Origin of the sequence: Sphingomonas sp. Leaf339, assembly GCF_001426195.1 — a bacterium.
Classification (GTDB): Bacteria; Pseudomonadota; Alphaproteobacteria; order Sphingomonadales; family Sphingomonadaceae; genus Sphingomonas.
Window position 1 is genome coordinate 187,806 of record NZ_LMRS01000012.1, and the last position, 26,004, is coordinate 213,809.

The following is a 26,004-nucleotide window of genomic DNA, read 5'->3' on the forward strand; positions in this document are numbered from 1 at the left end:
CGGAACAGCGTCAATAGCCGGCGGCGATCGCCAGTCGATCGGCATGGAAATTCGCGTCGCCCCATATTTCGGCCAGCATCCGCGCCCGCTTCATGTAGAAACCGATATCGTATTCGTCGGTCATGCCGATGCCGCCATGCATCTGAACACTCTCGTTGACGGACAGCGTCGTCGCCACGCCCGACATCGCCTTAGCGACAGAGACCGCCTCGTCCGCGCGGTCGGAACCGGCATCTAACAGTTGCTGCGCCTTCAGCACGGCGGCGCGGGCGACCTCCATCTCACTGTACAGATGTGCGGCGCGGTGCTGCAGCGCCTGATAGCTGCCGATCGCCTGACCGAATTGCTTGCGTTGCTTAAGATAACCCATCGTTATGTCCATCGCCCCGCCACCGACGCCCAGCAGTTCTGCCGACGCGCCCGTCCGCGCGGCGCGCAGCAACCGATCGAGCGGCGCGCGTCCGGCATCGACTTCTCCGATCACCGCATCGGCGTCCACGTCCACGCCCTCGAATCCCAGATGGGCGGCAACGCTGGAGTCCGCCAGCCGCGCAGGTGTGATCGTCAGGTTCACGGCGTCGCGCGGGATGGCGAACAGGGTGATGCCATCGCGATCCGCTCCGCTGCCGCCCGTCCGGGCCGCGACGATCAACAGATCGGCGACATGCCCTTGCACCACGAACCGCTTCGCGCCCGTCAGGCGAAAGCCGTTGCCGGATCGTACCGCCGACAGTTCGATCCGGTCACGATGCTTGGCCGCTTCGTCGATCGCCAGTGCCGCGACTGTATCGCCAGCGAGGATACCGGGAAACCAGCGATCCGATTGCGCAGAGCCGCGCAATGCCTCGACTGCAGCGACGGCAGTGGTGAGGAACGGGGAAGGCGAAAGGTTGCGGCCGATCTCTTCCAGCACGACACCGGCCTCGACATGGCCGAGACCGAGGCCACCGGCAGGTTCGTCGATCAGGATGCCGGTGAAGCCCATGTCGGCAAATCGCTTCCACAGATCGCGGCTGAACCCGGCCGGATCATCGGCGTCACGCAGCGCGCGCAGATGCGAAACCGGCGCGGCATCGGCGATGAAATCGCGGATCGTATCCTGCAAGGCCGTCTGGTCGTCATCAAGGTAGAGGGGCATGTGAACCTCCATTCCGGCCAAGACCGAAATCTGCTGTCATAAGAGTAATCGTCAACCGTAGATCGGCGGTCAGGAGGGCAACGCCAAAATGCGTTTAGCGATAATGTTCAGCTGTATTTCGGACGTGCCACCCTCGATCGAGTTGGCTTTCGTCCGCAGCCAGGCGCGGGGCATAGCGCCGGTGCTCGAGGCGTCGCTTTCCCATTCCAGCGCATCCGATCCACCCGCCGCCATCATCAGTTCGTGACGATCCTTGTTCAACTCGGTGCCGTAATATTTCATCATCGAGGGCTGGGCAGGGTGTGCGCGACCCGCCTTCAGTTCATCGATGAAGCGCTCTGACATGGCGGAGAAGGCCCGCGCGCGCACCTCGAAGAGCGCGATGTTTGCGCGAAGGATAGGGTCGGCAAGCCGGCCGTCATGGTCAAGCCCGATCGTGGCGATCGCACCAGTGATCAGCGGGTTCTTGCCCGAACCGCCAAGGCCCATGCCGGATATCATCTCACGTTCATGGCCGAGCAGATATTTGGCGACGTCCCAACCTTTGTTCTCGTCATGGACCCGGTTGGCCTTGGGCACCTTCACATTGTCGAAGAAGGTTTCGCAAAATGGCGAATTTCCGGAAATCAGCAGGATCGGCTTTGTCGATACGCCATCCGATGCCATGTCGAACAGGACGAAGCTGATGCCGCCCTGCTTGGACTCTTTGGATGTGCGGACTAGGCAAAAAATCCAGTCCGCCTTGTCGGCATAACTGGTCCACACCTTCTGTCCATTGACGATATAATGATCGCCGCCGTCTTCCGCGCTCGTCGCCAAACTGGCTAGATCGGACCCGGCATTGGGTTCGGAGTATCCCTGGCACCAGCGGATTTCACCGCGAGCGATCTTGGGCAGATGATCGAGCTTCTGTTCCTCGGTGCCGTATTTCAGGAGTGCAGGTCCCAGCATGGAGATACCGAAGGAATAGAGCGGCGACCGGGCACGGATCGTGCCCATCTCCTCGCGCAGAATCTTCGTCTCTTCTGGTGAGAGGCCCCCGCCGCCATATTGCGTCGGCCAGTCGGGCACGGTCCACCCGCGTGCCGCCATTGCGTCAAGCCATTGCTTCTGTTCGGGGCTGGATGGCGCATAGCGACGGCCGCCCCAGCACACGTCGCCATCGGAGCGAAGCGGCTGACGCATCGCGGCCGGACAGTTTGCCGCCAGCCAGGCACGCGTGTCCGTGCGGAAACTATCGAGATCGGTCATGGCATCCTCTCCTCGTCCAGTCCCCGTGGCGGTCGTCCCGCTTTTTAAGGGGAAGGTCCCGGCAAAAGCCGGGACGACGGCTGCGTCTTACTTGATCCGGCCTCCGCTGGCCGCGGCATCCCTCAGCGACGACGCGACGGTGAAGCCGTGGTTCTCCAATCCGGCGACGACCTTGCCCAATCCCTCGGTCTGCGCCCAGAACATCGGGCCACCGCGATAGACGGGCCAGCCATAGCCATAGATCCAGACAACATCGATGTCGGACGCGCGCTGAGCCTTACCCTCCTCGAGGATAAGCGCACCCTCGTTGACCATCGTGTAGAGCGTGCGGGCGACAATCTCGTCATCGTTAATCTCCCGCGGCGTGACGCCTTCGCGTTTGCGGAAATCCTCAATGATCTCTGCAACGCGGGCGCTGTTCGACGGCGTGCGCTTCTCGTCGTAATCGTAGAAACCAGCCTTCGTCTTCTGGCCCCAGCGGTTTTCGGCAGCGAGGGCGTCGCGGATGTTCTCGATCCGGGTCGGGTCGCGGTGCCAGCCGATATCGACGCCGGCGAGGTCGGCCATCTGGAACGGCCCCATCGGCATGCCGAACGCGACATGCACGCGGTCGATCTGTTCGGGCGTGGCACCTTCCAGCAGCAGCTTCGTCGCCTCGACCTGGCGCGGCATCAGCATGCGGTTGCCGATGAAGCCATAGGTGACACCGGCGACGACCGCGACCTTCTTGATCTTCTTCGCCAGCGCCATGACGGTCGCCAGCACATCGCCCGCGGTCTTCTCACCACGCACGACTTCCAGCAACTTCATCACGTTGGCGGGGGAGAAGAAATGCATGCCGAGCACATCCTGCGGGCGGGCAGTCGCGGCGGCAATCTCGTCGATATCAAGATAGCTCGTGTTCGAGGCGAGAATTGCGCCGGGCTTGGCGATGGCATCCAGCCGCGTGAAGATGTCCTTCTTCACGCTCATTTCCTCATACACCGCCTCGATGATAAGGTCGCAATCGCGCAGGTCATCGAAGTTGAGCGTCGGTTTCAGCGCGCCCATCGCCTGTTCGACTTGCTCCGGCTTCATCCGGCCCTTGGCGGCTGTCGCTTCGTAATTCTTGCGGATCGTACCGGTGCCACGCTCCAACGCTTCCGCCTGCATCTCGACGATCGTCACCGGAATGCCGGCGGACAGGAAGTTCATCGAGATGCCGCCGCCCATCGTGCCGGCGCCGATCACACCGACACGCTTGATATCGCGCACCTTGATGTCGGCGGGAACGTCGTCGATCTTCGATGCCTGACGTTCGGCAAAGAAGATGTGGCGCTGGGCAGCAGATTGAACGCCCATCATCAACCGCATGAATTCCTGTCGCTCGAATGCGATACCCTCGGCGAAGCTCGCGACGGAGGCAGCCTTCTCGACGCAGGCGATATTGGCAGCTGGCGCGTCAAAGCCACGAAAACGGCGGGCGTTTTCCTTCTTGAACGCTTCAATGGCCTCCGGATCGGCTTTCGCTTCCTTCTCGCTCGCGCGAGGTATCGGCCGGTTCGCTTTGATCTCACGCGCAAAAGCGATCGCGTCGTCCGCCAGACTGTCTTCGCCGGCAAGGCGGTCGATCAGGCCGGCGTCCAAAGCCTTCTTGGCCGGGATCGGATCACCCTTGGCGGTCAGCTCCAGCGCCAGTTTTACGCCCGCGATGCGCGGCAGGCGTTGCGTCCCGCCCGCGCCGGGCAACAGGCCGAGCTTCACTTCCGGCGTGCCGATCTTGGCGGAGGGTACGGCGATCCGGTAATGACAGCCCAGCGCAACTTCGCATCCGCCACCCAGTGCGGTGCCGTGGATCGCAGCGACGACGGGCTTCGACGACGCTTCGATGATATCCACCACCGTCGGAAGCAAAGGCTCGACCGGCGGCTTGGTGAATTCGGTGATGTCCGCGCCGGCAAAGAACGTGCGGCCATCGCACCGGATCACCATCGCCTCGATCGAGGCGTCAGCGACGCCCTCCTCGATGGCCGCATCGATCCCCTGACGCACCGCCGCACCCAGCGCGTTGACAGGCGGATTGTCCGAAATGATGACCAGCACATCGTCATGGCGCTCGGTACGGATCGGCGAAGTCATGGTCGTCTCCTGAACGGTCGGGCGGGATCGCTGCCCCGTACCCCTGCTTCTAAGAACGCTCCGTCTATCGCCGCGCCACGAGACGAAATCAACAGTAATTGGTCTGCCGCCCGCGTTAAGCGGCAGACCCGACATTCAACTTATCGTCAGTCGCCGGTTTCCCTAGCGGCAACGAACCTGCTGGTTCTGGTCGACTGCACGACCGGCCAATGCACCCGCCGCCGCGCCGAGCAACGTGCCCACGGTCCGGCTCCGACCGCCATCGATGACGTTGCCGAGCAAGCCGCCCGCCGCGCCTCCGACGATCAGGCCCGTTGTGCCATCCGACCGGCGGCAATAATAACGCCCGTCATAACCGGCGTAGACCCGCTCGTCCGTCGACAGCACACGCTCGCGATACTGACCGCCGGTGCGATAATCGCGCGCGGGATCATAAACAGCGGTGTCGTCATACCCGTTCTCGTACCGATCGGGCGCCTGACGATAGGGGCCGTCGTCGCTCGTCCGCCGGTCGTTGCGACTTTCCTGATACCGGTCCACTTCCTGGCGATAGAGCTGATACTCACGATCGAACCGTTCCTGCGCGGCGCGGAACCGGGTTTCCTGCGCGCTGCTCTGGGCCAGGGCGGGGGACCCGGCGACGGTGGCAACGACGAGGCCGATCGTTAGAAGACGGGAAAGCATATCACTGGTCCTCCAGCCCGCGAATCGGGCGTTGATGCTCTGATACCGCCGGCAGACCCGATCGTTCCTGAACGGCCCCATCCGTCTTGATCGAAAGCATGCGGCGTTGCGTCACCCCGTGTGCTAGGACGGCATATCACTTGCCCGACCCCGTAGGCATGCTCGTGATGACGGATACCCGACAGAGGCCGCCGCTTACGCGTAGAAGGATCGTCCGATGGACGTGGACCACGCCTCCACCAGCCAGATGATGCAGGAAGCATCGCCCTTTGACAGCGCATCGGATGCTCCGGTTCGCGCCCAGTCCACGGTGGAGCGCGCCTATCAACTGGCGCGGCAGGGACCATGCACGACGCTCGACGATATCCGGCGTCAGTTGGAACAAGAGCGCTACGCCTCGGTCAACGCCCATCTCTCCGGCCCCACGATCCGCCGTCAGCTGCGCCAGATCTGCCGCGACCGGATCGTCCGGCCGACGCCAACCGAATAGGTCGCACGTCGGCGTGACTCAGCTCAGGGTCACGAACGTATCCATCACTCGTTTGCGCCCGGCATTCTCGAAATCGATCTCCAGCTTGTTCCCCTCGATCTCGGCGATCGCGCCATAGCCGAACTTCTGGTGGAACACGCGCTGCCCGACTGACAGGTCACCGCGCCCCTTGTTACCCAAGCTGACCGCGCTGGCCCGGCTCTCAACGATCCGTTTGGGGGCGGTCGTGAAACTGGAACCACCCATCTGCCCGGCGGCGCGCTGCCAGCCCGGCCCCCGCCCGGTGCCGCGCGCGACATCGGCGAACGGATCGGCACGTTCAGACCAGTTGGCGCACCACAGGCTCTCGCCGCCGCTCATGCTGGTTTCGGTGTCGATATGCTCGGGCGGCAGTTCGCCGACGAAGCGGCTGGGGATGCTCGACGTCCACTGCCCATAGATGCGGCGATTGGCGGCATGCAGGATGAACGCCCGCCGCCGGGCCCGCGTGATGGCGACATAGGCAAGCCGCCGTTCCTCCTCCAGGCTCTTGGTCCCGCCTTCGTCCAGCGATCGTTGCGAGGGAAACAGCCCTTCCTCCCAACCGGCGAGAAAGACGGTGTCGAACTCCAGACCCTTGGCCGCGTGGATGGTCATGATCGTCACCTGCGGATCGTTACGGCCGCCCTCGTTGTCCATGACCAGTGACACATGTTCGAGAAAGGCGCCGAGCGACTCATACTCTTCCATTGCCCGGACAAGCTCGGTCAGGTTCTCCAGCCGGCCCGCCGCCTCTACCGACTTCTCGGCCTGATACATCGCCGTGTAACCGCTCTCGTCCAACAGCTGCCGGGCCAGTTCGGGGTGGGGCAGGGTCTGCGCCATGTCGCGCCAGCGCGCGATATCGCCGATCAATCGTCCAAGGGATCGCCGCGCCTGTGCGGTCAGTTCATCGGTGTCGAGAATACGGGCCGACGCCGTGGTCAGTGGCAACGCCTCGGCCCGCGCCAGTTGATGGATACGCGCCAACGCCTTGTCGCCCAACCCCCGCTTGGGAACATTGACGATGCGCTCGAACGCCAGATCGTCCGCCGGCTGGTTGATGACCCTCAGATACGCCAGCGCGTCACGGATTTCTGCCCGCTCGTAGAAGCGGAAACCACCGACGATACGATACGGCATCCCGATCGAGATGAACCGGTCCTCGAACTCGCGGGTCTGGTGCGAGGCACGGACCAGGATAGCAATATCGTCCAGCGTCGTGCCGTTCCGCCGTGCCGCCTCGATCTCGTCGCCCACCCGGCGCGCTTCTTCGGGACCATCCCAAACGCCCAGCACGCGGACCTTTTCGCCCGCGTCCAGTTCGGTCCACAACTGCTTGCCGAGCCGGCCGCTGTTATGCGCAATCACGCCACCCGCCGCACCGAGAATATGGGGAGTAGAGCGATAATTCTGCTCCAGGCGGATCACCGTGGCGCCCGGGAAGTCCTTTTCAAACCGGAGGATGTTCTCCACCTGCGCACCGCGCCACGAATAGATCGATTGGTCATCATCGCCTACGCAAGCGATGTTCCGCCGCTCCTGCGCCAACAGCCGCAGCCATAGATATTGAACACTATTGGTGTCCTGATACTCGTCCACCATGATATAGCGGAAGCGCTGCTGATACTGTTCCAGCACGTCGCGATGCGTCTTCAGGATCACCAGCATGTGCAGCAACAAGTCGCCGAAGTCGCATGCGTTCACCGCCCGCAACCGCGCCTGATACTGCACGTACAATTCGCCACCACGGCCATTGGCGTAACGCTCGGACTCGCCGGCGTCGATATCGCGGGGGGTGAGCCCCTTATTCTTCCACTCGTCGATCAAGCCACCCAATTGCTTCGGCGGGAACCGCTTCTCGTCCAGATCGGCCGCCACGACGAGCTGCTTCAACAGACGAAGCTGATCGTCGGTATCCAAGATGGTGAAATTGGACTGCAAGCCGACCAGTTCGGCGTGCCGGCGCAGCATCTTGGCGCCGATCGCGTGAAAGGTGCCGAGCCACGGCATCCCCTCCACCGCATCGCCCACCAGTCGGCCGACCCGCTCCCGCATCTCGCGCGCCGCCCGATTGGTGAACGTCACGGCCAGAATCTCGCTCGGCCACGCCTTGCGCGTGTACAGCAGATGCGCGAGCCGAGCGGTCAGGGCCGCCGTCTTGCCCGTGCCGGCTCCGGCCAACATCAGAACGGGACCGTCGGTCGTCAACACCGCCTCGCGCTGGGGCGGGTTCAGCCCGCGCAGATAAGGCGGCTCATCGATCGTCGAGGGTATGGCGGACTGGTTCACCACCGAACAAGTAGGGAACGAACGCCGCACAGACAAGCGCGGTCCACGTCATCGAAGCGACACCTGATCGTCGCGCCTGCGTAACGAAGCAGGGCTAGCGAAGCCTCAGCCGACGAGGCCCGGATGGGTGCGCGTGAGCCATCAACGTACCGGCAGAGCCGGGCGCCAACCCGCAGGAGCTATCATGACCATCATCCGTAACGTCGCCACGGCGGCGGCCCTTGCCGCGTGCGCGATTTCCGCCACCACCGTATCGGCCGCTGATCGGACCGATCGCCGCGTCCCCGTAATCGTCAACGTATCGCGTGCCGGTCTCAATCTCGCCAACGCCAGCGACCGTGGCCGTCTGGCACAGCGTATCGCCCGTGCCGCCCGTGGCGCCTGCGGCGTCGGATCGATGCGCGGCACCGCGATGACCGATGCGGATCGTTGCTACCGTGAGATGCTGGCCGACGGTAACGGTCAGCTTGCCGCGATTGAGCGTCGCGGCGCTGTGCAGGTCGCCGCCCGCTGATCGACCGTGCCGACCGCGGTGCCCGGATATCCCTGGCGCCGTGGTCGACATGCGCGTGCCGATTGCCAGTCATGTCGCCATGACCCAGACTTACACCGGCGCCTGCCATTGCGGCGCGATCCGCTACACCACTACCGGTGAGCCGCAGCATCACGCGCTGTGTCATTGCACCGATTGCCGCCGCTGGTCGGGCGCACCGATGGTGGGCTGGATCGCCTTCACTGAGGATCAGGTAACGGTGACCGGCACCCCCGCCACCTACGCATCATCCGAAGAAGCGACCCGACAATTCTGCGGTACATGCGGAACCGGCCTGTTCTATCGCAACCCTGTCTATCTGCCCGGCATCGTCGATATCCAGTCCGGCACGCTCGACGATTATGCCGGCAATCCACCCGGCGCCCAGATCATGGTCAAGGATCGTGTCGCTTGGATGGACGACGTCGAGACGCTGCCCCGCTTCGCCACCTACCCTGGCATGGATTGACCGCAGCAGCTTGACCGCGTCCGGCGAGGACGTGAAGGAAGCGCATGACCGATCGACCGCATCCTTCCCATGCCCGCGTGCTGCTCGCCAGCTTCGTCGGAACCACGATCGAGTTCTACGATTTCTACGTCTACGCGACCGCCGCCGCGCTGGTATTCGGCGAGCTGTTCTTTCCGCTCGGCGCTCCCGGCGCGCAGCAATTAGCCGCCTTTGCCACCTTGGCCGTGGCCTTCTTCGCACGGCCCATCGGCAGCTTGGTATTTGGCCATTTCGGCGACCGGATCGGCCGCAAGTCGACCTTGGTCGCGTCGCTGCTGACGATGGGTGTGTCGACGACGCTGGTCGCGGTGCTGCCGACTTACGCCACGGCCGGTTGGGTGGCGCCGGTCGCGCTCTGCGTCCTGCGGTTCGGTCAGGGCTTTGGCCTGGGCGGCGAATGGGGCGGAGCAGCCCTGCTCGCGGTGGAGCATGCACCGCCAGGCTGGCGCGCCCGCTATGGCAGCGCGCCGCAACTGGGCGCCCCGGCCGGCTTCATCGCCGCCAACGGCCTGTTCCTGTTGCTCGGCCTGTGGCTGTCGCCGGCGGAGTTTCGTGACTGGGGCTGGCGCATTCCTTTCGCGATCAGCGCGATACTGGTGGCGCTGGGGCTATGGATTCGCCTAAAGCTCACAGAAACGCCAGAATTTGCGGCCTCGCTGGAGGAGGCGCCACCACCCGCGGTGCCGATTGCCGAACTGCTCGGCCAGCACCTCGGTGCGACGCTGGCGGGGACGGTCGGCGCGATCGCCTGTTTCGCCGCCTATTATGTCGGCACGGCGTTCCTGTTGGGTTACGGCACCAAGACGCTGGGCTTCACGATGCAGCAGTTTCTGTTGATGCAGTTGGGCGCGATCCTGTTCATGGCGGTCGGTATCTATCTCGCGGCTTGGCTAGCCGACAATCGCTGGGACGAACGGCGGGTGCTGGCGGGTGGCTGCGTCGCCACCATTCTGGTCGGCTTCACTATCGCTCCGCTGATGAACGGATCGGCGATCGGGGCTTTCGCGTTTCTGTCGCTCACTCTGTTCGCGATGGGTTTCGTCTATGGCCCGCTCGGTGCCTGGTTGCCCGGACTGTTTCCGGCCCGCGTCCGCTACACCGGCGCATCGATGGCCTTCAACGTCGCCGGCGTCATCGGCGGCGGGCTGACGCCGCTGGTCGCGCAGGGGCTGGCGATGGAGCGCGGGCTGGCGGCCGTGGGCCTGTATCTAAGCGGCGCGGCCGCGTTGAGCCTCATCGCCCTAGTGATGATGCGACCACGCGCAACGACGCCCGCCACGCCTAGCGACGCGGTCCTCTAACCGCGCCGCAACAGGGTGAGCCGCGCCTTGCCATGGACGCGCGTAGCATCGACGACGAAGTTGGGCAGCTCGATCTCCTCCGGCTTCGAGGTTTCGATGCTGACCCATGTCGCCGGCCCGATCCACCTGAGCCGACCCAGTTTGTCGAGCGCCACGCTACCCGCTCCCGTGCCATAAGGCGGGTCCATCATGATAAGGTCGAGCGGCGCGGGCGCCGGCCCCAGCGCCATTACCGACGTCGCCCGAACGTCGCCGCGCGTGCCGAGCTTCGCCAGATTGGCCTTCAGTGCGTCTAGCGCGGCACGGTCCTGCTCCACGAAAAGGCAAGTGGCGGCACCGCGCGACAGCGCCTCGATCCCCAGCGCACCTGAACCCGCGAACAGGTCGCCGACGGCCAGCCCCTCGAAACTGCCGAGACGACTGGCGAGCATCGAGAACAGCGCCTCGCGGGTCCGATCCGCGGTGGGGCGGGTGGCATCGCCCTTGGGCGCGACGAGCGGGCGGCCCCGCCATTGACCGGCAATGACCCGCATTTCAGCGCTTGCCCCGCGGCGGCGATCCCTTGGGCGCGCCGGACGGTGGACCCTTGCGCGACGGTTTCACCGCACGCGGTGGATGGCCACGGCCACCGGCAGGCCCCTTGCCGCCGCCACGGTTCGCGCTCAACGTCCCCGATGTCGCGGTGCGTGGCCGATCGTCGCCGGTGCGGGCAGGGCGGTCACTCCGAAAATTCGGCGCGCGGGACCGTTCACCGCCTTCAGTACGTGGTGACTGACCGCGTGGACGATCGCCCTGCTCCGGCCGATCCCGATAATTGCCCGTCGACCGATCGCCGCGCGGCGCGAACGACCGGGGGCGTTCGCTCGCTTCCGAGCCGTCACGCCGCTGCCCGGTGGCCGGACGCCCCTCACGCGGATATTGCGTCCGCGGCCGATCCGCTGCATCCGACCGATCACGGTACGGCGCAGCAGGACGGTCGCCGCGCGGCGCGAACGAGCGCGGGCGTTCGCTGCCATCGCGCGGCACGGTGGCGGGACGCCCTTCGCGCGGCGCGGCCGAACGCGGCCGATCGCCGGCATCATATCGCTGCGGACGCTGCTCGCTGCCGGAGCGATCACGCGGCTGCCGGTCGGATCGGCCGCCACGCGCCCCCGCGTCGGAAAGCTGGAAACGGCCGGTCGCCGGCCGCGCTTCACCTGTATCGCCGGGACGACTGGGCCGGGTGCGGCTGCCCCAGCCACTGTTGGGCTTGGCGGGAGCGGCGCGGGCAGGGGCCGCACGTACCGGCGCACGGGTTGGTCGCGCCTCGGCGGCCGGTCGTTCGACTGGCGCGGCGGCCGGTGCCGCCGGGGCAGGCTTCGCCGCCTTGCTCCTCGGCTCGACGGTGACGAGCGATTGCAGGTCCGCTCCCTTGGCACGGCGCGGTCCAGCCAGCGTCTTGGTGAACGCGACCAGGTCATGTTGCTTCACTTCGCCCACCTCACCCGGCGGCAAGTCGCCCAGCACAAACGGCCCGTACCGCGTCCTGATCAGGCGACCGACCTGTAGCCCCAGATGCTCCAGCACCCGGCGGACCTCACGGTTCTTGCCCTCCGACAACGTCAGTTCGATCCATACATTGGCGCCGGTGCGGCGTTCCAGATTGGCATCGATCGGGCCGTACCGGATCCCCTCGATCTCGATCCCCTCGATCAGATCCTCCAGCATCGCCTGCGTTACATCGCCATAGGCACGAGCACGATAGGTACGCTCGACGCCGGTGGCAGGCAGCTCCAACTGACGCTTCAACCCGCCATCGGTCGTCAGCAGCAGCAACCCCTCCGTACCCAGATCGAGCCGCCCCACCGGCACCGTCCGCGGCAGATCGGTGGGCAGGCGGTCATAGATCGTCAGACGACCGGCCGGGTCACGCTCGGTGACGAGCAGACCGGTCGGCTTGTGATACAGGAACAGCCGTGCCGCCTCGGGCGCCGCGACCGGGTGGCCATCAACCGTGATGCCGTTCAGCGACGTCAGCACGGTGGCCGGCGTGTCGAGCGCGACCCCATCCAGCGCGATGCGGCCTTCCGCGATCATGCGTTCGACCTCCCGGCGCGACGCGATGCCGGCGCGAGCAAGAAGTTTGGCGATGCGATCGCCCGGACGGGGCTCGGAGTCATTCATGATCGGCCGAATACATGCTCTGACGCGATCAGGCGAAAAAATCTTTGCGCCCGTTGGCGTCGGGGTGCGTTATGACCCGCAAGCGTAATAAGGGGCGGGGCGCCATGCTGTTCGGCAAAAAGAAGCGGCACATCGTCCGATTGTTGGTCGTCGAGGACGAACCACTGGTGGCGTTCGACAACGAACATGTGTTGTCGGAGGCTAAATACGAAGTGGTCGCCACAGTCGATCGGGTAGCAGACGCCGTCGATATCTTGTCCGACGGGCAGGCGATCGATCTCATTCTCGTCGACGTCAATCTGGCCGATGGGTCGGGTCTGGACGTCGCCCGCGCCGCCCGCCAGCGCGATATCCCCGTAATGTTCGTGACCGGGTCTCTGCCGCCCGAGGCTGTGGAACTGGCCGCCGGCTGCCTGTCCAAACCCTATAACCAGCGCGACTTGCTGTCAGCGATCGTGGCGATCGAGGCGGGATTGCAGGGCAAGCCCCCAAAGCGCTTGCCACCCGGCTTCCGGTTGTTCGCGCCCGCCGCGTAACGCTTCCTTCCACAGCGATCGTCGCTATGGTCGCCCGCTCTCATAAGGAGCGGGCATGGGCGATACGGTAACGCAGGTACGGTGGCGGGACGGCGTGGCGCCTTATTTCGAGCGACAGCCGCTTGCCGCGCTGGCGCTCGGTATCTCTTCCGGTTTCCCCTATGCGATGATCGGCGCGACGCTGACCACGCGATTGGCCGCCAGCGGCATCGACAAGAAGACAGTAACGGCGTTCAGCCTCGCCTTCCTCGTCTATAACCTTAAATGGCTATGGGCGTGGGTTGTGGATGGCGTCCGCCTGCCGCTGATCGGTCGATTGGGCCAGCGCGTCTCGTGGCTGATCTTGGCCGGTCTGCTGGTGATCGCGGCGGTCGCCAATCTGGCACTCGTCGATCCGTCCGCCAGCATCGGCGCGACCGCGACGGCGGCGATACTGGTCGGCGCGGCGGGGGCCACGTTCGACATCGTCATCGACGCCTACCGGATCGAGATACTAGCGCCGAGGCAGCTCGGCGTCGGTTCAGGCATGAGCCAATATGGCTGGCGGATCGGATCAGCGGGCGCAGGTGCGCTGGCGCTGGTGGTTGCGGAACGGTCGGGATGGAGCACCGCCTATCTGGCCTGCGCCGCCTTCGCCCTGCCGGCGATGCTGGCGGGACTGGTATTGGGTGAGCCGGTCCGGCGGCGCGATCCCGTCGTTCAGCGTGGTTTCGCCGAGGGGCTGAAAGCGATCTGGGGGCCGTTCGTGCAGTTCTTCGCGCGCGACGGCGCTCTCCTGGTGCTACTATTCATTCTGATCCACAAGATCGGTGACACGCTGGCCAATCTGACGTTGCGGCTATTGTTCGACGATCTGGGCTTCACCGGCGACGAGATCGCGTTCTACGACGTTGGCGTCGGATTCATCGCGTATCTGGTCGGCATCTTCATCGGTGGCATCCTGTACGCGCGGATGGGGATGAAGCGGTCGGTGCTGCTCGCGCTAGTCCTGATGGCGGTCTCCAACCTGTCCTTCGCCGGACTGGCGGCGGCGGGCCATTCCAACATCGGCATGGCGGCCGCGATCGGGTTCGAGAACGCGGCGAGCGGCTATGGCGGCGTCGTGGTCATCGCGTATTTCTCCGCGCTGTGCGACCTTCGCTTCACCGCCGCACAGTTCGCACTGATCTCGGCCGCCGCCAGCATCGTCGGCCGGATCGTAACCGGCACCACCGCGGGCGCGTTGATCGAGCGGTTCGGCTATGTCCATTTCTATCTGATGACGACGCTGCTGGCGCTGCCGGGCGTCGTCCTGTTCTGGTGGATGAGCCGGACCGGTCTGGTCGATCAGTCGATCGGCAGCGCGGGCATCACAGGCGAGGGAGATGCCCGCAATGTTCCGTAAGGCATCCCGTCTTAGCTAACGGGCCGCCCTTCATCGGTAAAAGCGGCGGTTACGGCGGCGGCGGCCATTAGCACATTCTCGACCCGTCGCACGCCGAGCAGATCGGCGGTGAGCAGCCGCGCCTTCTCCGGCGCCATTTCGATCCGTCCCAGGATCGATATCAGCGCTGCCTCCGCCGGGGTCATACGTCCACAGCAGCAGGGCGCGATCGCGATCGTGCCGGCTGCGGTCGATGCAAGCTCGGCCATGAGCACCCGCATCAGTATTAGCGGTCGACGAAAGCCCTGCCCGAACGCGGTGAAGAAAGCATGCGCCGCACGGGCATCCGCCAGACCATGCGCCCCCATCCGCCGCATCGCGAACAACGCGATACGCGCATTGATGCAGGTGGGCAGCGCGTGGGGCAACAGGGTGGTCGTATCGGTCGTCATCAGGACGTCTCCGCTCAGCTCGAAACCAAGCGTCACGCATACGTTATTGCAAGTCAATAGCAACTAGATCGGCAGTTCTTCATTGGCGACGAGTGCCGAGCCGGCCAGATAAAGCGACCCAGCAATCAAAACGACGCCAGCCGTTTTCACGCAGGCCAGAGCAGCCTCGACCGATTCGGCTAGCATTGTCTCCACCCCAAGGTCATGCGCCAGTCCAGCCAGTATCGCCGGATCATGATGCTCATGCCCCGGCACCGGCACCGCCACCACGCGGCCGACCGATGACGACAGCAGCCGTAGCACCGCTGGCGCGTCCTTGTTCGCCAGCATCCCCAGTACCAGAGTCACCGGCCGCCCCCGCGCGATCCCGCGCAGCGCCCGTGCCACCGGAGCGGCGGCGGAGGGATTATGTGCCCCGTCCAGCCACAATTCGCTCCCATCCGGCAACAGCCCGGTCAGCGGCCCCGGCGACAATCGCTGCATCCGCGCCGGCCATTGCGCCCAATCCGCCGCCGCGCGATACGCCGCTTCCGGCACCGCCAGCGCTCCCTGATGCCGCAGCATCGCAATCGCTAGTGCCAGATTGCGTGACTGATGCGCCCCGATCAGGCGGGGGCGGTGGGTGACGATCGAAAATCCCGGATCGGCATAGCGCATCGTCGACCGCGCCGTTTCACTGTGCCAGTCACGCCCCCGCGCCAGCACCGGCGCCCCGGCGGCGGCGGCAATCTGCGCGATGCGATCCGCGGAGCGACGCGGATAATTCATTGTGACGAGCGGAACTCTCGCCTTGGCGATGCCGGCCTTCTCTCCCGCAATCGTCACCGCACCGCGACCCAGGAACGACTCATGATCCACCCCCAACGCCGCGATGCCGGTCACGACCGGCGCGACGATGACATTGGTGGCATCCAACCGTCCACCCAGTCCGACCTCGACGATGGTCGCCGCCGCCGGCGTGCGGGCAAAGGCCAGGAATGCGGCAGCCGTCGTCACCTCGAAAAAGCTCGGGCGGATATCGTCAGCGATATCCAGCACCTGGGCCAGCAGCCCGGCCAGCGCATCGTCATCGATCAATCGGCCTGCAACCCGGATACGCTCATTGAATCGGACCAGATGCGGGCTGGAATAGACATGGACCGACAAACCCGCCGCCTCGATCGCTGCACGCAGGAAGGCGCAGGTCGATCCCTTCCCGTTCGTCCCGGCGACATGGAACACCGGCGGCATCGACAGATGCGGATCGCCCAGTCGCGTCAGCAGGGCGGCAATCCGCTCCAGCCCAAGCACATCCGCGCCGGGCGACAGCATCGCCAGCCGATCTAACTGATACTGGACGGCGACATGCGAAGACGTGGCATGATCGGGCATGATGGTTCCTCGGCCCGGACTTATGATCCGCCGATTATGCCGCCGCCGCGCGATTGCCGCAAAGGTAACCGATCACCTGCGCCAGCCGATCACGCAGTTCCTTGCGATGTACGACCATATCCAGCATCCCGTGATCGAGCAGATATTCCGCCCGTTGAAATCCCTCGGGCAGCTTTTCGCGGATCGTGCTTTCGATCACCCGCTGGCCGGCAAAACCGATCAGCGCATTCGGCTCGGCGATCTGCACGTCGCCCAGCATCGCGTAGCTGGCGGTGACGCCGCCCGTGGTCGGGTCGGTCAACACGACGATATAGGGCAAGCCGGCATCATGCAGCATCTGGATAGCCACCGTGCTGCGCGGCATCTGCATTAGGCTCAGGATGCCCTCCTGCATCCGCGCTCCGCCCGCCGCCGTGAAGATCAGATAAGGGCAGCGATCCGCGATCGCCGCCTCTACGCCGCGGACGAACGCCTCGCCGACCGCCAGACCCATCGATCCGCCCATGAAGGCGAAATCCTGCACGCCCATCACCACGCGGTGACCCAAGATCGTGCCGCGCGCATTCAGCAGCGCATCGGGCTCGGTGGTCGCGGTGCGCGCCGCCTTGATCCGATCGACATATTTCTTCGAGTCACGGAATTTCAGCGGATCTTCCGGCACCTTGGGTGCGGGTAGCTGCGCGCAGCTGCCTTCGTCCAATATTTGCGAGAAGCGGATTTTTGGCCCGATGCGCTCGTGATGCTCGCACCGCGGGCAGACATAGAGGTTCTCCTCCATTTCGCGCGTGAAGACCATCTGGCCGCATCCCTTGCACTTGTGCCAGAGATTCTCTTCCGGCTGGTCCTTCTTGGATTTGAAGGCCAAGGCATTGCGGACGTTGTTTAGCCAACTCATCGGCCAGTTTCCTCGATACGATTGTTCCGTGCGGATTCAACGGCGTCTGCAAGGGAACGGATATAGGCGGTGACGGGCGCCGGCGCATCGGCACCGTGTTCCGCCACGACCTCAACGATCGCCGATCCGACAACCACCGCATCCGCCACTCGCGCCACGGCCGCGGCCTGTTCGGGGGTGCGGATGCCGAAACCGACCGCGATCGGCAGGTCCGTCGCCGCCTTCAGCCGCGCAACCGCTTCCTCGATCGACGCCTGCGCCGCCTGTTGCAGCCCGGTGATGCCGGCGACCGAGACATAATAAAGAAAACCCTCTGCGCCCTCAAGCACGGTCGGCAACCTTGCGGCGTCGGTAGTCGGTGTCGCAAGCCGGATCGGCGCGATACCCTTCGCTCGCAATTGCGGCCCCAGCGCGTCGTCCTCCTCGGGCGGAATATCGACGCAGATGACGCCATCGACACCGGCGGTGGCCAGCGCGTCGGCGAACCAGTCGGCGCCCCGTCGCAGCATCGGATTGGCATAGCCCATCAGCACCAGCGGCACCGCCGGATGACGCGCACGGAAACCGGCAGCCATCGACAGGATATCGGCGGTGGTAGTGCCGGCGGCCAGACTGCGAATGTTGGCATTCTGAATCGCCGGCCCGTCCGCCATCGGATCAGTGAACGGCATGCCCAGTTCGATCACGTCCGCGCCGCCGGCAACAAGTGCATCGAGAATGGCGGGGGTAGCGGCGGCTGTAGGATCACCCGCCGTAACAAAGGCGATCAGCGCCGGGCGGTCCTTGGCGAACGCCGCGGCGAGGCGATTGATGGCAACGCCGTCGCTCACATCGCCACTCCCAGCGCCGCCGCGACGGTGAAGATGTCCTTGTCACCGCGCCCGCACAGGTTCGCGAGGATGATCTGGTCGTCACGCATCGTACGGGCATGGCGCGACACAGCGGCGATCGCATGAGCCGGCTCCAGCGCTGGGATGATCCCCTCGGTCCGGCACAGCAACTGGAACGCGTCCAGCGCATCCTTGTCGGTCGCGCTGTCATATTGCACGCGGCCGATATCACGCAGCCACGCATGTTCGGGGCCGATACCGGGATAATCGAGACCTGCGGAGATCGAATGGCCCTCGGCGATCTGGCCGTCCTGATCCTGCAACAGATAGGTCTTGTTGCCGTGAAGCACGCCGGGGAAACCACCGGCCAGGCTGGCGGCGTGTTCGCTACCCTCCAGACCATGACCCGCCGCCTCGACGCCCAGCATCGCCACCGACGCATCGTCGAGGAAGGGATGGAACAGCCCGATCGCATTCGATCCGCCACCGATCGCGGCGACGAGCATGTCGGGCAGGCGGCCGGTACGCGCAAGCATCTGCGCCCGCGCCTCACGCCCGATCACGCTCTGGAAATCGCGGACGAGTTCGGGATAGGGATGCGGACCGGCGGCGGTGCCGATGATGTAGAACGTGTCGTGGACGTTCGCGACCCAGTCGCGCAGGCCCTCGTTCATCGCATCCGACAGCGTCTTCGCGCCCGACGTGACCGGCCGCACTTCGGCGCCCAGCAACTTCATGCGGAACACATTGGGCTGTTGCCGCTCGACGTCCTTAGCACCCATATAGATGATGCAAGGTAGGCCGAACCGCGCGCAGACCGCCGCGGTGGCGACGCCGTGCTGGCCCGCCCCCGTTTCGGCGATGATCCGCGTCTTGCCCATGCGGATCGCCAGCAGGATCTGGCCGATGCAGTTGTTGATCTTGTGCGCGCCGGTATGGTTCAGCTCGTCGCGCTTGAACCACACCTGTGCGCCCATGCCCGCATCGACGCCGGTACGCAGCGCTTCCGACAACCGTTCCGCATGATAAAGCGGGCTGGGGCGGCCGACATAATGCTCCAGCAGATCGTCGAACTCCGCCTGAAACGCCGGGTCGGCCTTCGCCGCGCGATATTCGCGCTCCAAATCGAGGATCAGCGGCATCAGCGTTTCGGCGACATAGCGACCACCGAACTGGCCAAAATGACCACGGTCGTCAGGCTGGGCGCGGAAGGAGTTGGGCGCGTGGGGAGCAGATGCGTTCATGACTGGGCGGCCTTAAGGAACCGAGCGATCTTGTCCATATCCTTGACGCCTGGCGCGCTTTCCACACCCGACGATACATCAACCAACGCCGTCCGGGTACGGACGATCGCCTCAGCGACATTGTCGGGGCCAAGCCCGCCCGACAACGCCCAGGGCAGGGGATGACGGAAGCCGGCGAGCAACGACCAGTCGAACCGCAATCCCATGCCGCCGGGCAGCGCCGCATCATCGGGCGTCTTGGCATCATACAACAGTCGATCGGCAGCCCCGACAAAGCCGGGAGCCACATCCAGATCGCCGCGCGTCTTCACCGCGATTGCCGCCCAGACATCCTTGCCCAGCTTCGCCTGAATGGCTGCCGTGCGGGCCGGCATCGTCTTGTGAACCTGGATGACGTCGAGGAGGGGCGCGGCCCGTTCCAGCAACAGATCGTCCGGATCGACGAACACCCCCACCCGCGCAACATGATCCGGCACCCGCGCCGCCAGTTGCGCGGCGGTATCGAAATCCAGATGCCGCGGCGAAGGGGGGAAGAATACGAAGCCGACATGGCTCGCCCCACCCGCCAGTGCGGCATCGAGAGTGGCGACCGTGTTCAGGCCGCAGATTTTGACGAGCATGATCTCTTTTTTCACTTCAAGTACGTAATGATAATCATGAGTAAAATCACCCTACAGTCGCGGTATCAGCGGCCGCAAAAACAGGAATGCTATTTTCTCGCGCTGCGCAGGCCTAGCTTCTAACTTTACCCAATATACCTAGGAGGAAGTCGCAAATATTCGCAAATACTGGATGACGTCTCGCCAGCAAAATTTTAATGAAAAACGATCTTACGGTTTTTGTGACAACGTAGGTGGGTGACGAACGCTTTAACGCTGCGTTTTATGTCGCGGCCAATCGACGCCGCGCTGACTATAAGGTCGCGGCGATCGCCCGCGCGGCGGCATCAGGATCATCGGCCTGCGTAATCGGGCGCCCGATCACCAGGATGGACGCACCGGCATCCATCGCGGCGCGGGGCGTCACGACCCGCTTCTGATCGCCCACCGGTCCATTGGCCGGGCGTACGCCGGGCACGACGAAGAACCCCTTGGTCCAGATCGCCTTGGCCGCCGCCACCTCCGCACCGGAACATACGATGCCATCGACACCAGCCTCCCGCGCCAGCGCGGCCAGCCGCACGACATGGTCATGGGCATTGCCCTGCACGCCGGTAGCAACCAGATCGTCGGCATCCAGACTGGTCAGCATCGTGACCGCGATCACCTTCGTACCCAACGGCGCGGCCGCCTTGGCGTCCTCCAGCATTGCGCGACCACCCGATGCATGGACCGTCAGGATCGCCGGTTCCAGCGGGGCAAGTGCCTGCACCGCCTTGGCGACGGTGTTTGGGATGTCGTGCAGTTTCAGGTCGAGAAAGATCGGCAGGCCGAAACCCGCCATCTCACGAACCCCCGGCTGGCCGTGCGCGGCGAAGAATTCCAGGCCCAGCTTCAGGCCGCCGACATGGGTATGCACGCGATCGGCGATCGCCTTTGCGCGGGCCAGATCAGGAGTATCGATCGCGACGAAGACACGGTTGGTCATCAGAGCAGCCCCGGGCCAGCGTGCGCGATCGGTGTCGGCGCCAGACCGGGTGAGGGCTGCGCGACAGGCGACACCACGACCGGCGAGATCGGCGCGGTCGCGGCATGCAGCGCGCGCGTTTCTGCCAGTGTCCGTTCGCACGTCGTCAGCCGCTGGTTCAGCCGCCACCGGCGTGCAGCCTGCCACCCCAATGTGGGCAGCAGTCCGAGCAAAAAGGTGAAGAACAGCAGGAAGGGCAGGTTGATATCAGCCACCAGCCCACCCGGCAGACGGATCGGCACCGCCGTCCAGTTACCGATCGTGAATGCCGCGGCCAGAAACGCGAGGAGGCACCAGAACAGGATTTTCAGGAACTGCATGCGGTTCTCCCTTCGTCCATATCGCTAGCGGCCGCGGCACGACTTGGCCAGCCTTCAGCCGATTTCCCGCCGCACCGAGGCGATCAGCGGCCCGATCGCCGTCAGCCGCGGTTCCTCCTCATCCAAAATTGCGACGAGCGCCTGCCGCTTCACCGCAGCGATCCGGCCGGCCTTCAAGCGCGCGGAGGCGGGCAGGGCCGACACGACGATATCGATCAGTCGTTCCGCCCCGTGCAGCCGACCCCATAGATAGTCGTTCTCGCGGTAAGCACGGCTGAAGAACGCGCCGAAGCTGTTGAACTGGATACCTTTCAACGTTGCCTCTGCCCCGCCGGCCCGAATCGTCGTCGCGTCATCGGGGGCGATACGATCGACCTTGATCGCATCGAACTCATCCAGCCCCTCTCCCTGCAACAGCGGTAGCGTCGCACCGTCGAAGAAGGGAAAACCCAGATAGGCGAGCAGCAGAGGCCGCCGGGCATCTCGGTCCAGTCCGGCGAGCGCGGTCGACAATCGCTCGTCCGCCTCCGCGTCCAGCCGCGCCAGATCAAGCGACGCAGCCAGTTGGTCGAGAAACGGCCCGGCATCCTCCCGCAACTCGCGCGCCATCGGCCGCAGCGCGCGATGCGGCTCGCTGCGCTGTGCATCGAGATAGGGGGCGAGCGACAGATATATTGCCTCCCGCATCGGCGTCAGCACGGCATCGGCCCGTGCCTCTTCCAATTCGCCGAGTCGCCGTGCCAACAGGCGCAACCGGCGGATCCGATAACCGATATCGAACCGGCGTAGGAAATAGATCGCCCCGGCGCTTTCGTGCATCTCGACCGCGCCGGCCCTAGAGATCGCCGCCGATCGCAGCCGGTGATGCCCGGCACCATGGTCGCCCGCGATCGCATCCGTCAGCACCGCCAGCGCAGTAAGCACGCCGTCTAGCTTCAACCGATTATAGGCGACATACCCATATCCCGCCTGCGCCGCCGCCGCCGTCTGAGCCCGCCGTCGCCATGTCGCCAGCCGCCGGGGCGTCGGCCGATTGAGGAACAACGTGCGGCCGAACAGCGATTCGACCTCCGCCTCCACCGCCGGGCGGATCGCGTCCACGATGCCCGCCAGCCGTTCGACCCGGCCTGAACGGGCAGCCAGCGCGTCCAGATTGTCGCGGATTGGCTGCTGGCGCGGCAGTTCGCTCAGCGCCCCCAGGATCGTCTGGAAAAAGCCCGGCGTCTCGCCACCGCCCGCCAGCCGAAACTTCAGACCCGGAAACGGATCGATATATACGAACCGACGATCGACCTGCCGGCGGGCGGGCCGTTCCTTCAGCGCGTCGATCGCCGGGCGGAAGGGCGCGTTGGCCAGCACCGACCCATCGATCAGCACGGCCTTGTCCGCCCGTCCGGCGGCGGCATGGCGTGGCAGGATGCGGCGCAGGAACGCCCGCCGTCCCGGCCATGCCGTGCCGCGCGTCTGCAACACTGCGTCGATCTCGCCGACCGAAAACGGCGGAAAGGCACCTGGAAAGCTGGATGTGGCCCGCGCCGCAAAGGCGAGTTCTGGCATCGCCGCCAACGCATCCACGGGCTCACCCGCATCGGAAAAGCTGACGACGACCCGATGCTCGGTCTCCACCACCTCGGGCGGGGAGTTGAGCGGCAGTCGCTCCGGGTGCCCCCCGAAATCGGTCACGGTCACGAACAGGTCGAGCGGCTGGCCGGGCGGCAACAGGCGCGGGCCACGCGGCGCCGCATCCATCGCCGCCAACGCATCGAGCAACAGGCCGCTGAATGTCTTGCCCCCGAACGGCGGTTCGAACCAACGCGATCGAACGAACCGCGACATCTTCGCCCGCACCTCGTCGCGCGTTGCGGCGTCGTCCAGTTCGTCCACCGCCTCCTTGCTGCGCCCTGCCGCCATCCACGCCAGCGGCAGCGCCCACGCCTTGGAAAAGCGTGATGCGGGGGCGGCGGCCGGATCGATCAGCGCATCGACGTCCGCCGACGTCAGCCACAGATCGGTAAGCGGATCGAGCGACTGCCCGGTCGCGATCGCCTGCGCCAGAAAAATTCCGTTGATCCCGCCCGCCGATGCCCCCGCGATGATATCGGCCAGCACGCGAAGTTTCAGTCCGCCCTGCTCCTCGATCTCACCCAACAATGCGTGATAGACGATGTCAGTGCCTGCGACTGGCGTATCGCCGGCATGATAGTCGTGGCTGGCGCGGGCGAGCCGCCATACCTCCTTGGTGATGCCATGCATGTAAACCGCCAGACTGATCCCGCCGTAACAGACCAGCGCCAGCCGCAGCTCCTTCTCATGCATCGACAGCGTCCGTTTCACGCGGCGGTATCACGTCCAACATCGCCCAGATCGGCAAATGGTCGGAAGCCTTGCGCGCGGCGGCGCTGGCATGAACGCCGCATTCCACTACCCGCAGATCGCGCGATGCCATGATCCGATCCAACCGGGCGATCGGCCGGCGGGCGTGGAACGATGCGCCGGTGCCCGCCACCTGATAATCGCGCCCAAAGTCACGCAGACACCCCGCCGACGCGCTCCATTCGTTCAGGTCACCCATCAACACCGTCGGATGGACGCTGTCCCGGTGGGTTACATGCGCCAGGATCGCTGCAGCCTGCCGCCGCCGCCACAGTCCGGACAGGTCGAGATGCATTCCCACCACCCGCAGCAAGACATCGCCGATCGCGATATCGGCCGTCACGGCCCCGCGCGGCTCTAGCGCAGGCAGGTGGATCGCCTCGCACCCAACTACGGTTGCGCTTTTGCGCACCAGCAGCGCGTTCCCATGCCAGCCCATGGAGGTCGCGCGAAGCCCGACCGCGATATGCTTCCAATCGCTATGGTCCTCCAGCAAATGTGGTGGGATCACGCCGGTCCGCGCACCAAAGCGGCGATCCGCTTCCTGGAGTGCTATGACGTCGGCGTCGATCTCCCGTAACACATCGAGAATTCGTTCGGGGTTCCGGCGGCGGTCGGCGCCAATCCCCTTGTGCATGTTGTAGCTGGCGACTTTTATCATTCCGGCTACGCAACGCAGAACCGATGGCCCCGGTTGCAGGCCATCGGCTGATCGTCGACGGTGCGAATCGCTGTTACGCACCAGCGACTGGTTCGGCTAAAGGCAATCGATGGTCGACGAATATGCACATGGCCGACGAGACGGCCTGCGCCTGGCACTGTCCATCCTCGCCACCGAGGAGGCGAAGTGGGCAGCATTGCTCGGCGAAAGCCCGTCGTGGCGAACGAACGCCATCCGGGAGGTGCGTCATAAGACCTTGCAGGTCGCACAGAAACGCATCCAGACGGTGCTGAACCGATCGAAGCCGAAGAATGACGCGGCGGAGGACGCCGAACTGGCATCGGCCCTCGAAAAGGTCGGCCTTTGAACAACATCGCATACCCGTCCGCCATCGTCTGCTAGACGCGGCCCGGCAGGAGACGACGATGGCCGGAACGGCAAGGGAATGGGACGGCGCCGCCGTCCGGAAATGGCTGGAAAGCCGCGTTATGGCCGCGCGATCCGATCAGGTGGTCGCCGAGCGGGGCGGCAGGGACCGACAGGACGATTGCGACAAGGCGACGGCCGAGGAGATGGTCTGCTCCCTCCTCAAGGGCAGCAAATCGGTCGATGCGATGGAATCCTTCTCTGCCGAACTCAGATCCCTGCTCGATCGTGACGACTATATCTGGCGCGGCGTGTATGACGATGCCCGGTTCGACCGACATGTCCGCACCTATATAAAGAAATTGGTGCGGATGACGAAGACGAACGACGGGTTCGGGAACACCACCCATTATCAATGACGATGACACCGGCTCGCCATCGACCGGGTCACAACGAAAGATGCAACGGCACCATATGAATTCGATCGATCGGGATTTGCAGGCGTTGGGCTGGGACGAGCATTTCGACCGGCAATTGTCGATCGAGGACGCCGCCTATTGCCGTCCCGTGCGAGTGATGTCAGTTCATCGCGGAAAGATCGCCATTGCCGGCGCCTGGTGGGCGGGATTCTGCTCGCCGCATATCCCCGGCGCCGCTCCGTCGGATCATCACCCGACGGTCGGCGACTGGCTGCTGATCGCCGCTGCCACACTGCAACCGGTTCGCGTCCTCGACAGGAAGAACCTGTTCAAGCGGCGTGCGCCCGGCGATCCCCGCCGCGAACAGATGATCGCCGCCAATGTCGATACGGTCTTCATCGTCGCATCGTGCAACCAGGATTTCAGCGTCGCGCGGCTGGAACGCTATCTCGTGATGGCGCGCGAGGTTGGCGTCAACGCGGTCATCGTCCTGACGAAGACCGACCTGACCGATAAGCCCGAGACCTTCGCCGAAGCGGCACGCGCGATCGAGCCGGAACTGATCGTCAAGACGGTTAATGGCCGCGATCCCGCCGATGTCGCCAGCCTTGCCGACTGGTGCGGGCCGGGCAAGACCGTCGCGCTTCTCGGCTCGTCGGGCGTCGGCAAATCGACCCTCGTCAACACCTTGCGCGGCTCCGACAGCATCGCCACGCAGGCGATCCGCGAGAATGACGGCACCGGGCGCCACACAACGACGGTTCGCGAGATGCATCGCCTCGATCAGGGTGGTTGGCTGCTCGATCTGCCCGGCATGCGGGAACTGCAACTGTCGGAAGCTGCCGGTGGTATCGCCGAAGTCTTCGACGATTTCGCCTCGGCGGCGGCGGAATGCCGGTTTTCGAACTGTTCGCACGGCAACGAGCCTGGCTGCGCCGTTCGCGCCGCGATCGAAACGGGTGAGTTGACGGTGGAGCGTCTGGAACGCTGGCGAAATCTGGCGGCGGGAGAAGACGCCCCGCATACCACGAAACGCCGGTCGCGATAGAGCCG

Annotated in this window: 26 protein-coding genes; 9 read left to right on the forward strand and 17 right to left on the reverse strand. The window is 64.9% G+C overall.

Annotated features, from left to right (window positions below; all coding sequences use genetic code 11):
- Nucleotides 1–10: 10 nt before the first annotated feature.
- The 4 genes from ASG67_RS07695 to ASG67_RS07710 all read right to left on the reverse strand — a co-directional run bounded on the left by ASG67_RS07695 (nucleotide 11) and on the right by ASG67_RS07710 (nucleotide 5,191).
- Nucleotides 11–1,138, reverse strand: a complete 1,128-nt coding sequence (locus ASG67_RS07695; protein WP_056529065.1) for an acyl-CoA dehydrogenase family protein — start codon at nucleotides 1,136–1,138, stop codon at nucleotides 11–13.
- Between the two features lie 69 nt (nucleotides 1,139–1,207).
- Nucleotides 1,208–2,389 (reverse strand): acyl-CoA dehydrogenase family protein, encoded by a 1,182-nt coding sequence (locus ASG67_RS07700; protein WP_056527878.1) that lies wholly within the window; start codon nucleotides 2,387–2,389, stop codon nucleotides 1,208–1,210.
- Nucleotides 2,390–2,476: 87 nt separating this feature from the next.
- Nucleotides 2,477–4,507 (reverse strand): 3-hydroxyacyl-CoA dehydrogenase NAD-binding domain-containing protein, encoded by a 2,031-nt coding sequence (locus tag ASG67_RS07705; protein WP_056527881.1) that lies wholly within the window; start codon nucleotides 4,505–4,507, stop codon nucleotides 2,477–2,479.
- A 162-nt stretch (nucleotides 4,508–4,669) separates the two neighbouring features.
- Nucleotides 4,670–5,191 carry a glycine zipper 2TM domain-containing protein gene (locus ASG67_RS07710; protein WP_056527883.1) on the reverse strand — a complete coding sequence of 174 codons (522 nt, stop codon included), beginning with the start codon at nucleotides 5,189–5,191 and terminating at the stop codon, nucleotides 4,670–4,672.
- Between the two features lie 217 nt (nucleotides 5,192–5,408).
- On the opposite strand from ASG67_RS07710, the gene ASG67_RS07715 reads away from it, so the two are divergent.
- Nucleotides 5,409–5,681 carry a hypothetical protein gene (locus ASG67_RS07715; RefSeq protein ID WP_056527885.1) on the forward strand — a complete coding sequence of 91 codons (273 nt, stop codon included), beginning with the start codon at nucleotides 5,409–5,411 and terminating at the stop codon, nucleotides 5,679–5,681.
- Nucleotides 5,682–5,699: 18 nt separating this feature from the next.
- Here the strand turns inward: ASG67_RS07715 and ASG67_RS07720 are convergent, their stop codons facing one another.
- Nucleotides 5,700–7,946, reverse strand: coding sequence for a UvrD-helicase domain-containing protein (locus tag ASG67_RS07720; protein ID WP_200940762.1), 2,247 nt, complete (start codon nucleotides 7,944–7,946; stop codon nucleotides 5,700–5,702).
- A gap of 229 nt (nucleotides 7,947–8,175) precedes the next feature.
- Between ASG67_RS07720 and ASG67_RS07725 the strand changes: the two genes are divergently transcribed.
- From ASG67_RS07725 to ASG67_RS07735, 3 genes are read left to right on the forward strand one after another with little or no spacing between them, the layout of a single operon-like run.
- Nucleotides 8,176–8,505 (forward strand): UrcA family protein, encoded by a 330-nt coding sequence (locus tag ASG67_RS07725; protein ID WP_056527887.1) that lies wholly within the window; start codon nucleotides 8,176–8,178, stop codon nucleotides 8,503–8,505.
- A 49-nt stretch (nucleotides 8,506–8,554) separates the two neighbouring features.
- Nucleotides 8,555–8,992: a GFA family protein gene (locus tag ASG67_RS07730; protein WP_235535142.1), complete on the forward strand. Its 438-nt coding sequence runs from the start codon at nucleotides 8,555–8,557 to the stop codon at nucleotides 8,990–8,992.
- A gap of 44 nt (nucleotides 8,993–9,036) precedes the next feature.
- Complete coding sequence (locus ASG67_RS07735; RefSeq protein WP_056527890.1) at nucleotides 9,037–10,332, forward strand: MFS transporter; 1,296 nt, start codon at nucleotides 9,037–9,039, stop codon at nucleotides 10,330–10,332.
- On the opposite strand, the gene rsmD is transcribed toward ASG67_RS07735, so the two are convergent.
- Both rsmD and ASG67_RS18270 read right to left on the reverse strand, forming a co-directional pair.
- The gene (rsmD, locus tag ASG67_RS07740; protein WP_056527893.1) at nucleotides 10,329–10,865 is read right to left on the reverse strand and encodes a 16S rRNA (guanine(966)-N(2))-methyltransferase RsmD; all 537 of its coding nucleotides are present in this window, start codon (nucleotides 10,863–10,865) and stop codon (nucleotides 10,329–10,331) included. The genes ASG67_RS07735 and rsmD overlap by 4 nt on opposite strands.
- Nucleotide 10,866: 1 nt before the next feature.
- Nucleotides 10,867–12,495, reverse strand: a complete 1,629-nt coding sequence (locus tag ASG67_RS18270) for a pseudouridine synthase (protein WP_156460707.1) — start codon at nucleotides 12,493–12,495, stop codon at nucleotides 10,867–10,869.
- 104 nt (nucleotides 12,496–12,599) lie between these two features.
- Between ASG67_RS18270 and ASG67_RS07750 the strand changes: the two genes are divergently transcribed.
- A complete protein-coding gene (locus tag ASG67_RS07750) occupies nucleotides 12,600–13,031 on the forward strand; it encodes a response regulator (RefSeq protein WP_056529074.1) in 432 nt (143 codons plus the stop codon).
- 55 nt (nucleotides 13,032–13,086) lie between these two features.
- Nucleotides 13,087–14,415, forward strand: coding sequence for an AmpG family muropeptide MFS transporter (locus ASG67_RS07755; RefSeq protein WP_056527895.1), 1,329 nt, complete (start codon nucleotides 13,087–13,089; stop codon nucleotides 14,413–14,415).
- A gap of 11 nt (nucleotides 14,416–14,426) precedes the next feature.
- Here ASG67_RS07755 and ASG67_RS07760 read toward each other — a convergent pair whose 3' ends face one another.
- The 10 genes from ASG67_RS07760 to ASG67_RS07805 form a co-directional block, all read right to left on the reverse strand.
- A complete protein-coding gene (locus ASG67_RS07760; RefSeq protein ID WP_056529078.1) occupies nucleotides 14,427–14,846 on the reverse strand; it encodes a DUF6628 family protein in 420 nt (139 codons plus the stop codon).
- A gap of 63 nt (nucleotides 14,847–14,909) precedes the next feature.
- A complete protein-coding gene (locus tag ASG67_RS07765; protein WP_056527898.1) occupies nucleotides 14,910–16,217 on the reverse strand; it encodes a bifunctional folylpolyglutamate synthase/dihydrofolate synthase in 1,308 nt (435 codons plus the stop codon).
- A gap of 34 nt (nucleotides 16,218–16,251) precedes the next feature.
- Entirely contained in the window at nucleotides 16,252–17,112 is an 861-nt protein-coding gene (gene accD / locus ASG67_RS07770; protein ID WP_056527900.1) for an acetyl-CoA carboxylase, carboxyltransferase subunit beta, read from the reverse strand.
- The gene (trpA, locus tag ASG67_RS07775; RefSeq protein WP_056529081.1) at nucleotides 17,109–17,924 is read right to left on the reverse strand and encodes a tryptophan synthase subunit alpha; all 816 of its coding nucleotides are present in this window, start codon (nucleotides 17,922–17,924) and stop codon (nucleotides 17,109–17,111) included. Before trpA ends, accD begins: the two co-directional genes overlap by 4 nt.
- A 14-nt stretch (nucleotides 17,925–17,938) precedes the next feature.
- On the reverse strand, nucleotides 17,939–19,186 hold the full coding sequence (gene trpB, locus ASG67_RS07780) for a tryptophan synthase subunit beta (protein ID WP_056527903.1): 1,248 nt from the start codon (nucleotides 19,184–19,186) through the stop codon (nucleotides 17,939–17,941).
- Nucleotides 19,183–19,806 (reverse strand): phosphoribosylanthranilate isomerase, encoded by a 624-nt coding sequence (locus ASG67_RS07785; protein ID WP_056527906.1) that lies wholly within the window; start codon nucleotides 19,804–19,806, stop codon nucleotides 19,183–19,185. The genes trpB and ASG67_RS07785 overlap by 4 nt, the downstream gene beginning before the upstream one ends.
- 292 nt (nucleotides 19,807–20,098) lie before the next feature.
- Nucleotides 20,099–20,773, reverse strand: coding sequence for an orotidine-5'-phosphate decarboxylase (pyrF, locus tag ASG67_RS07790; RefSeq protein WP_056527909.1), 675 nt, complete (start codon nucleotides 20,771–20,773; stop codon nucleotides 20,099–20,101).
- On the reverse strand, nucleotides 20,773–21,132 hold the full coding sequence (locus ASG67_RS07795) for a hypothetical protein (protein WP_056527912.1): 360 nt from the start codon (nucleotides 21,130–21,132) through the stop codon (nucleotides 20,773–20,775). Before ASG67_RS07795 ends, pyrF begins: the two co-directional genes overlap by 1 nt.
- A gap of 54 nt (nucleotides 21,133–21,186) precedes the next feature.
- Nucleotides 21,187–23,448 (reverse strand): patatin-like protein, encoded by a 2,262-nt coding sequence (locus ASG67_RS07800; RefSeq protein WP_056529084.1) that lies wholly within the window; start codon nucleotides 23,446–23,448, stop codon nucleotides 21,187–21,189.
- Nucleotides 23,441–24,166, reverse strand: coding sequence for an endonuclease/exonuclease/phosphatase family protein (locus tag ASG67_RS07805; protein WP_056527915.1), 726 nt, complete (start codon nucleotides 24,164–24,166; stop codon nucleotides 23,441–23,443). The genes ASG67_RS07800 and ASG67_RS07805 overlap by 8 nt, the downstream gene beginning before the upstream one ends.
- Nucleotides 24,167–24,275: 109 nt before the next feature.
- Here ASG67_RS07805 and ASG67_RS07810 point away from each other — a divergent pair, with 109 nt between their 5' ends.
- The 3 genes from ASG67_RS07810 to rsgA are packed head-to-tail and all read left to right on the forward strand — an operon-like array spanning nucleotide 24,276 to nucleotide 25,999.
- Complete coding sequence (locus ASG67_RS07810; RefSeq protein WP_056527919.1) at nucleotides 24,276–24,533, forward strand: hypothetical protein; 258 nt, start codon at nucleotides 24,276–24,278, stop codon at nucleotides 24,531–24,533.
- 58 nt (nucleotides 24,534–24,591) lie between these two features.
- On the forward strand, nucleotides 24,592–24,951 hold the full coding sequence (locus ASG67_RS07815) for a hypothetical protein (RefSeq protein WP_056527921.1): 360 nt from the start codon (nucleotides 24,592–24,594) through the stop codon (nucleotides 24,949–24,951).
- A 55-nt stretch (nucleotides 24,952–25,006) separates the two neighbouring features.
- A complete protein-coding gene (rsgA, locus tag ASG67_RS07820) occupies nucleotides 25,007–25,999 on the forward strand; it encodes a ribosome small subunit-dependent GTPase A (RefSeq protein ID WP_056527925.1) in 993 nt (330 codons plus the stop codon).
- Nucleotides 26,000–26,004: the final 5 nt, after the last annotated feature.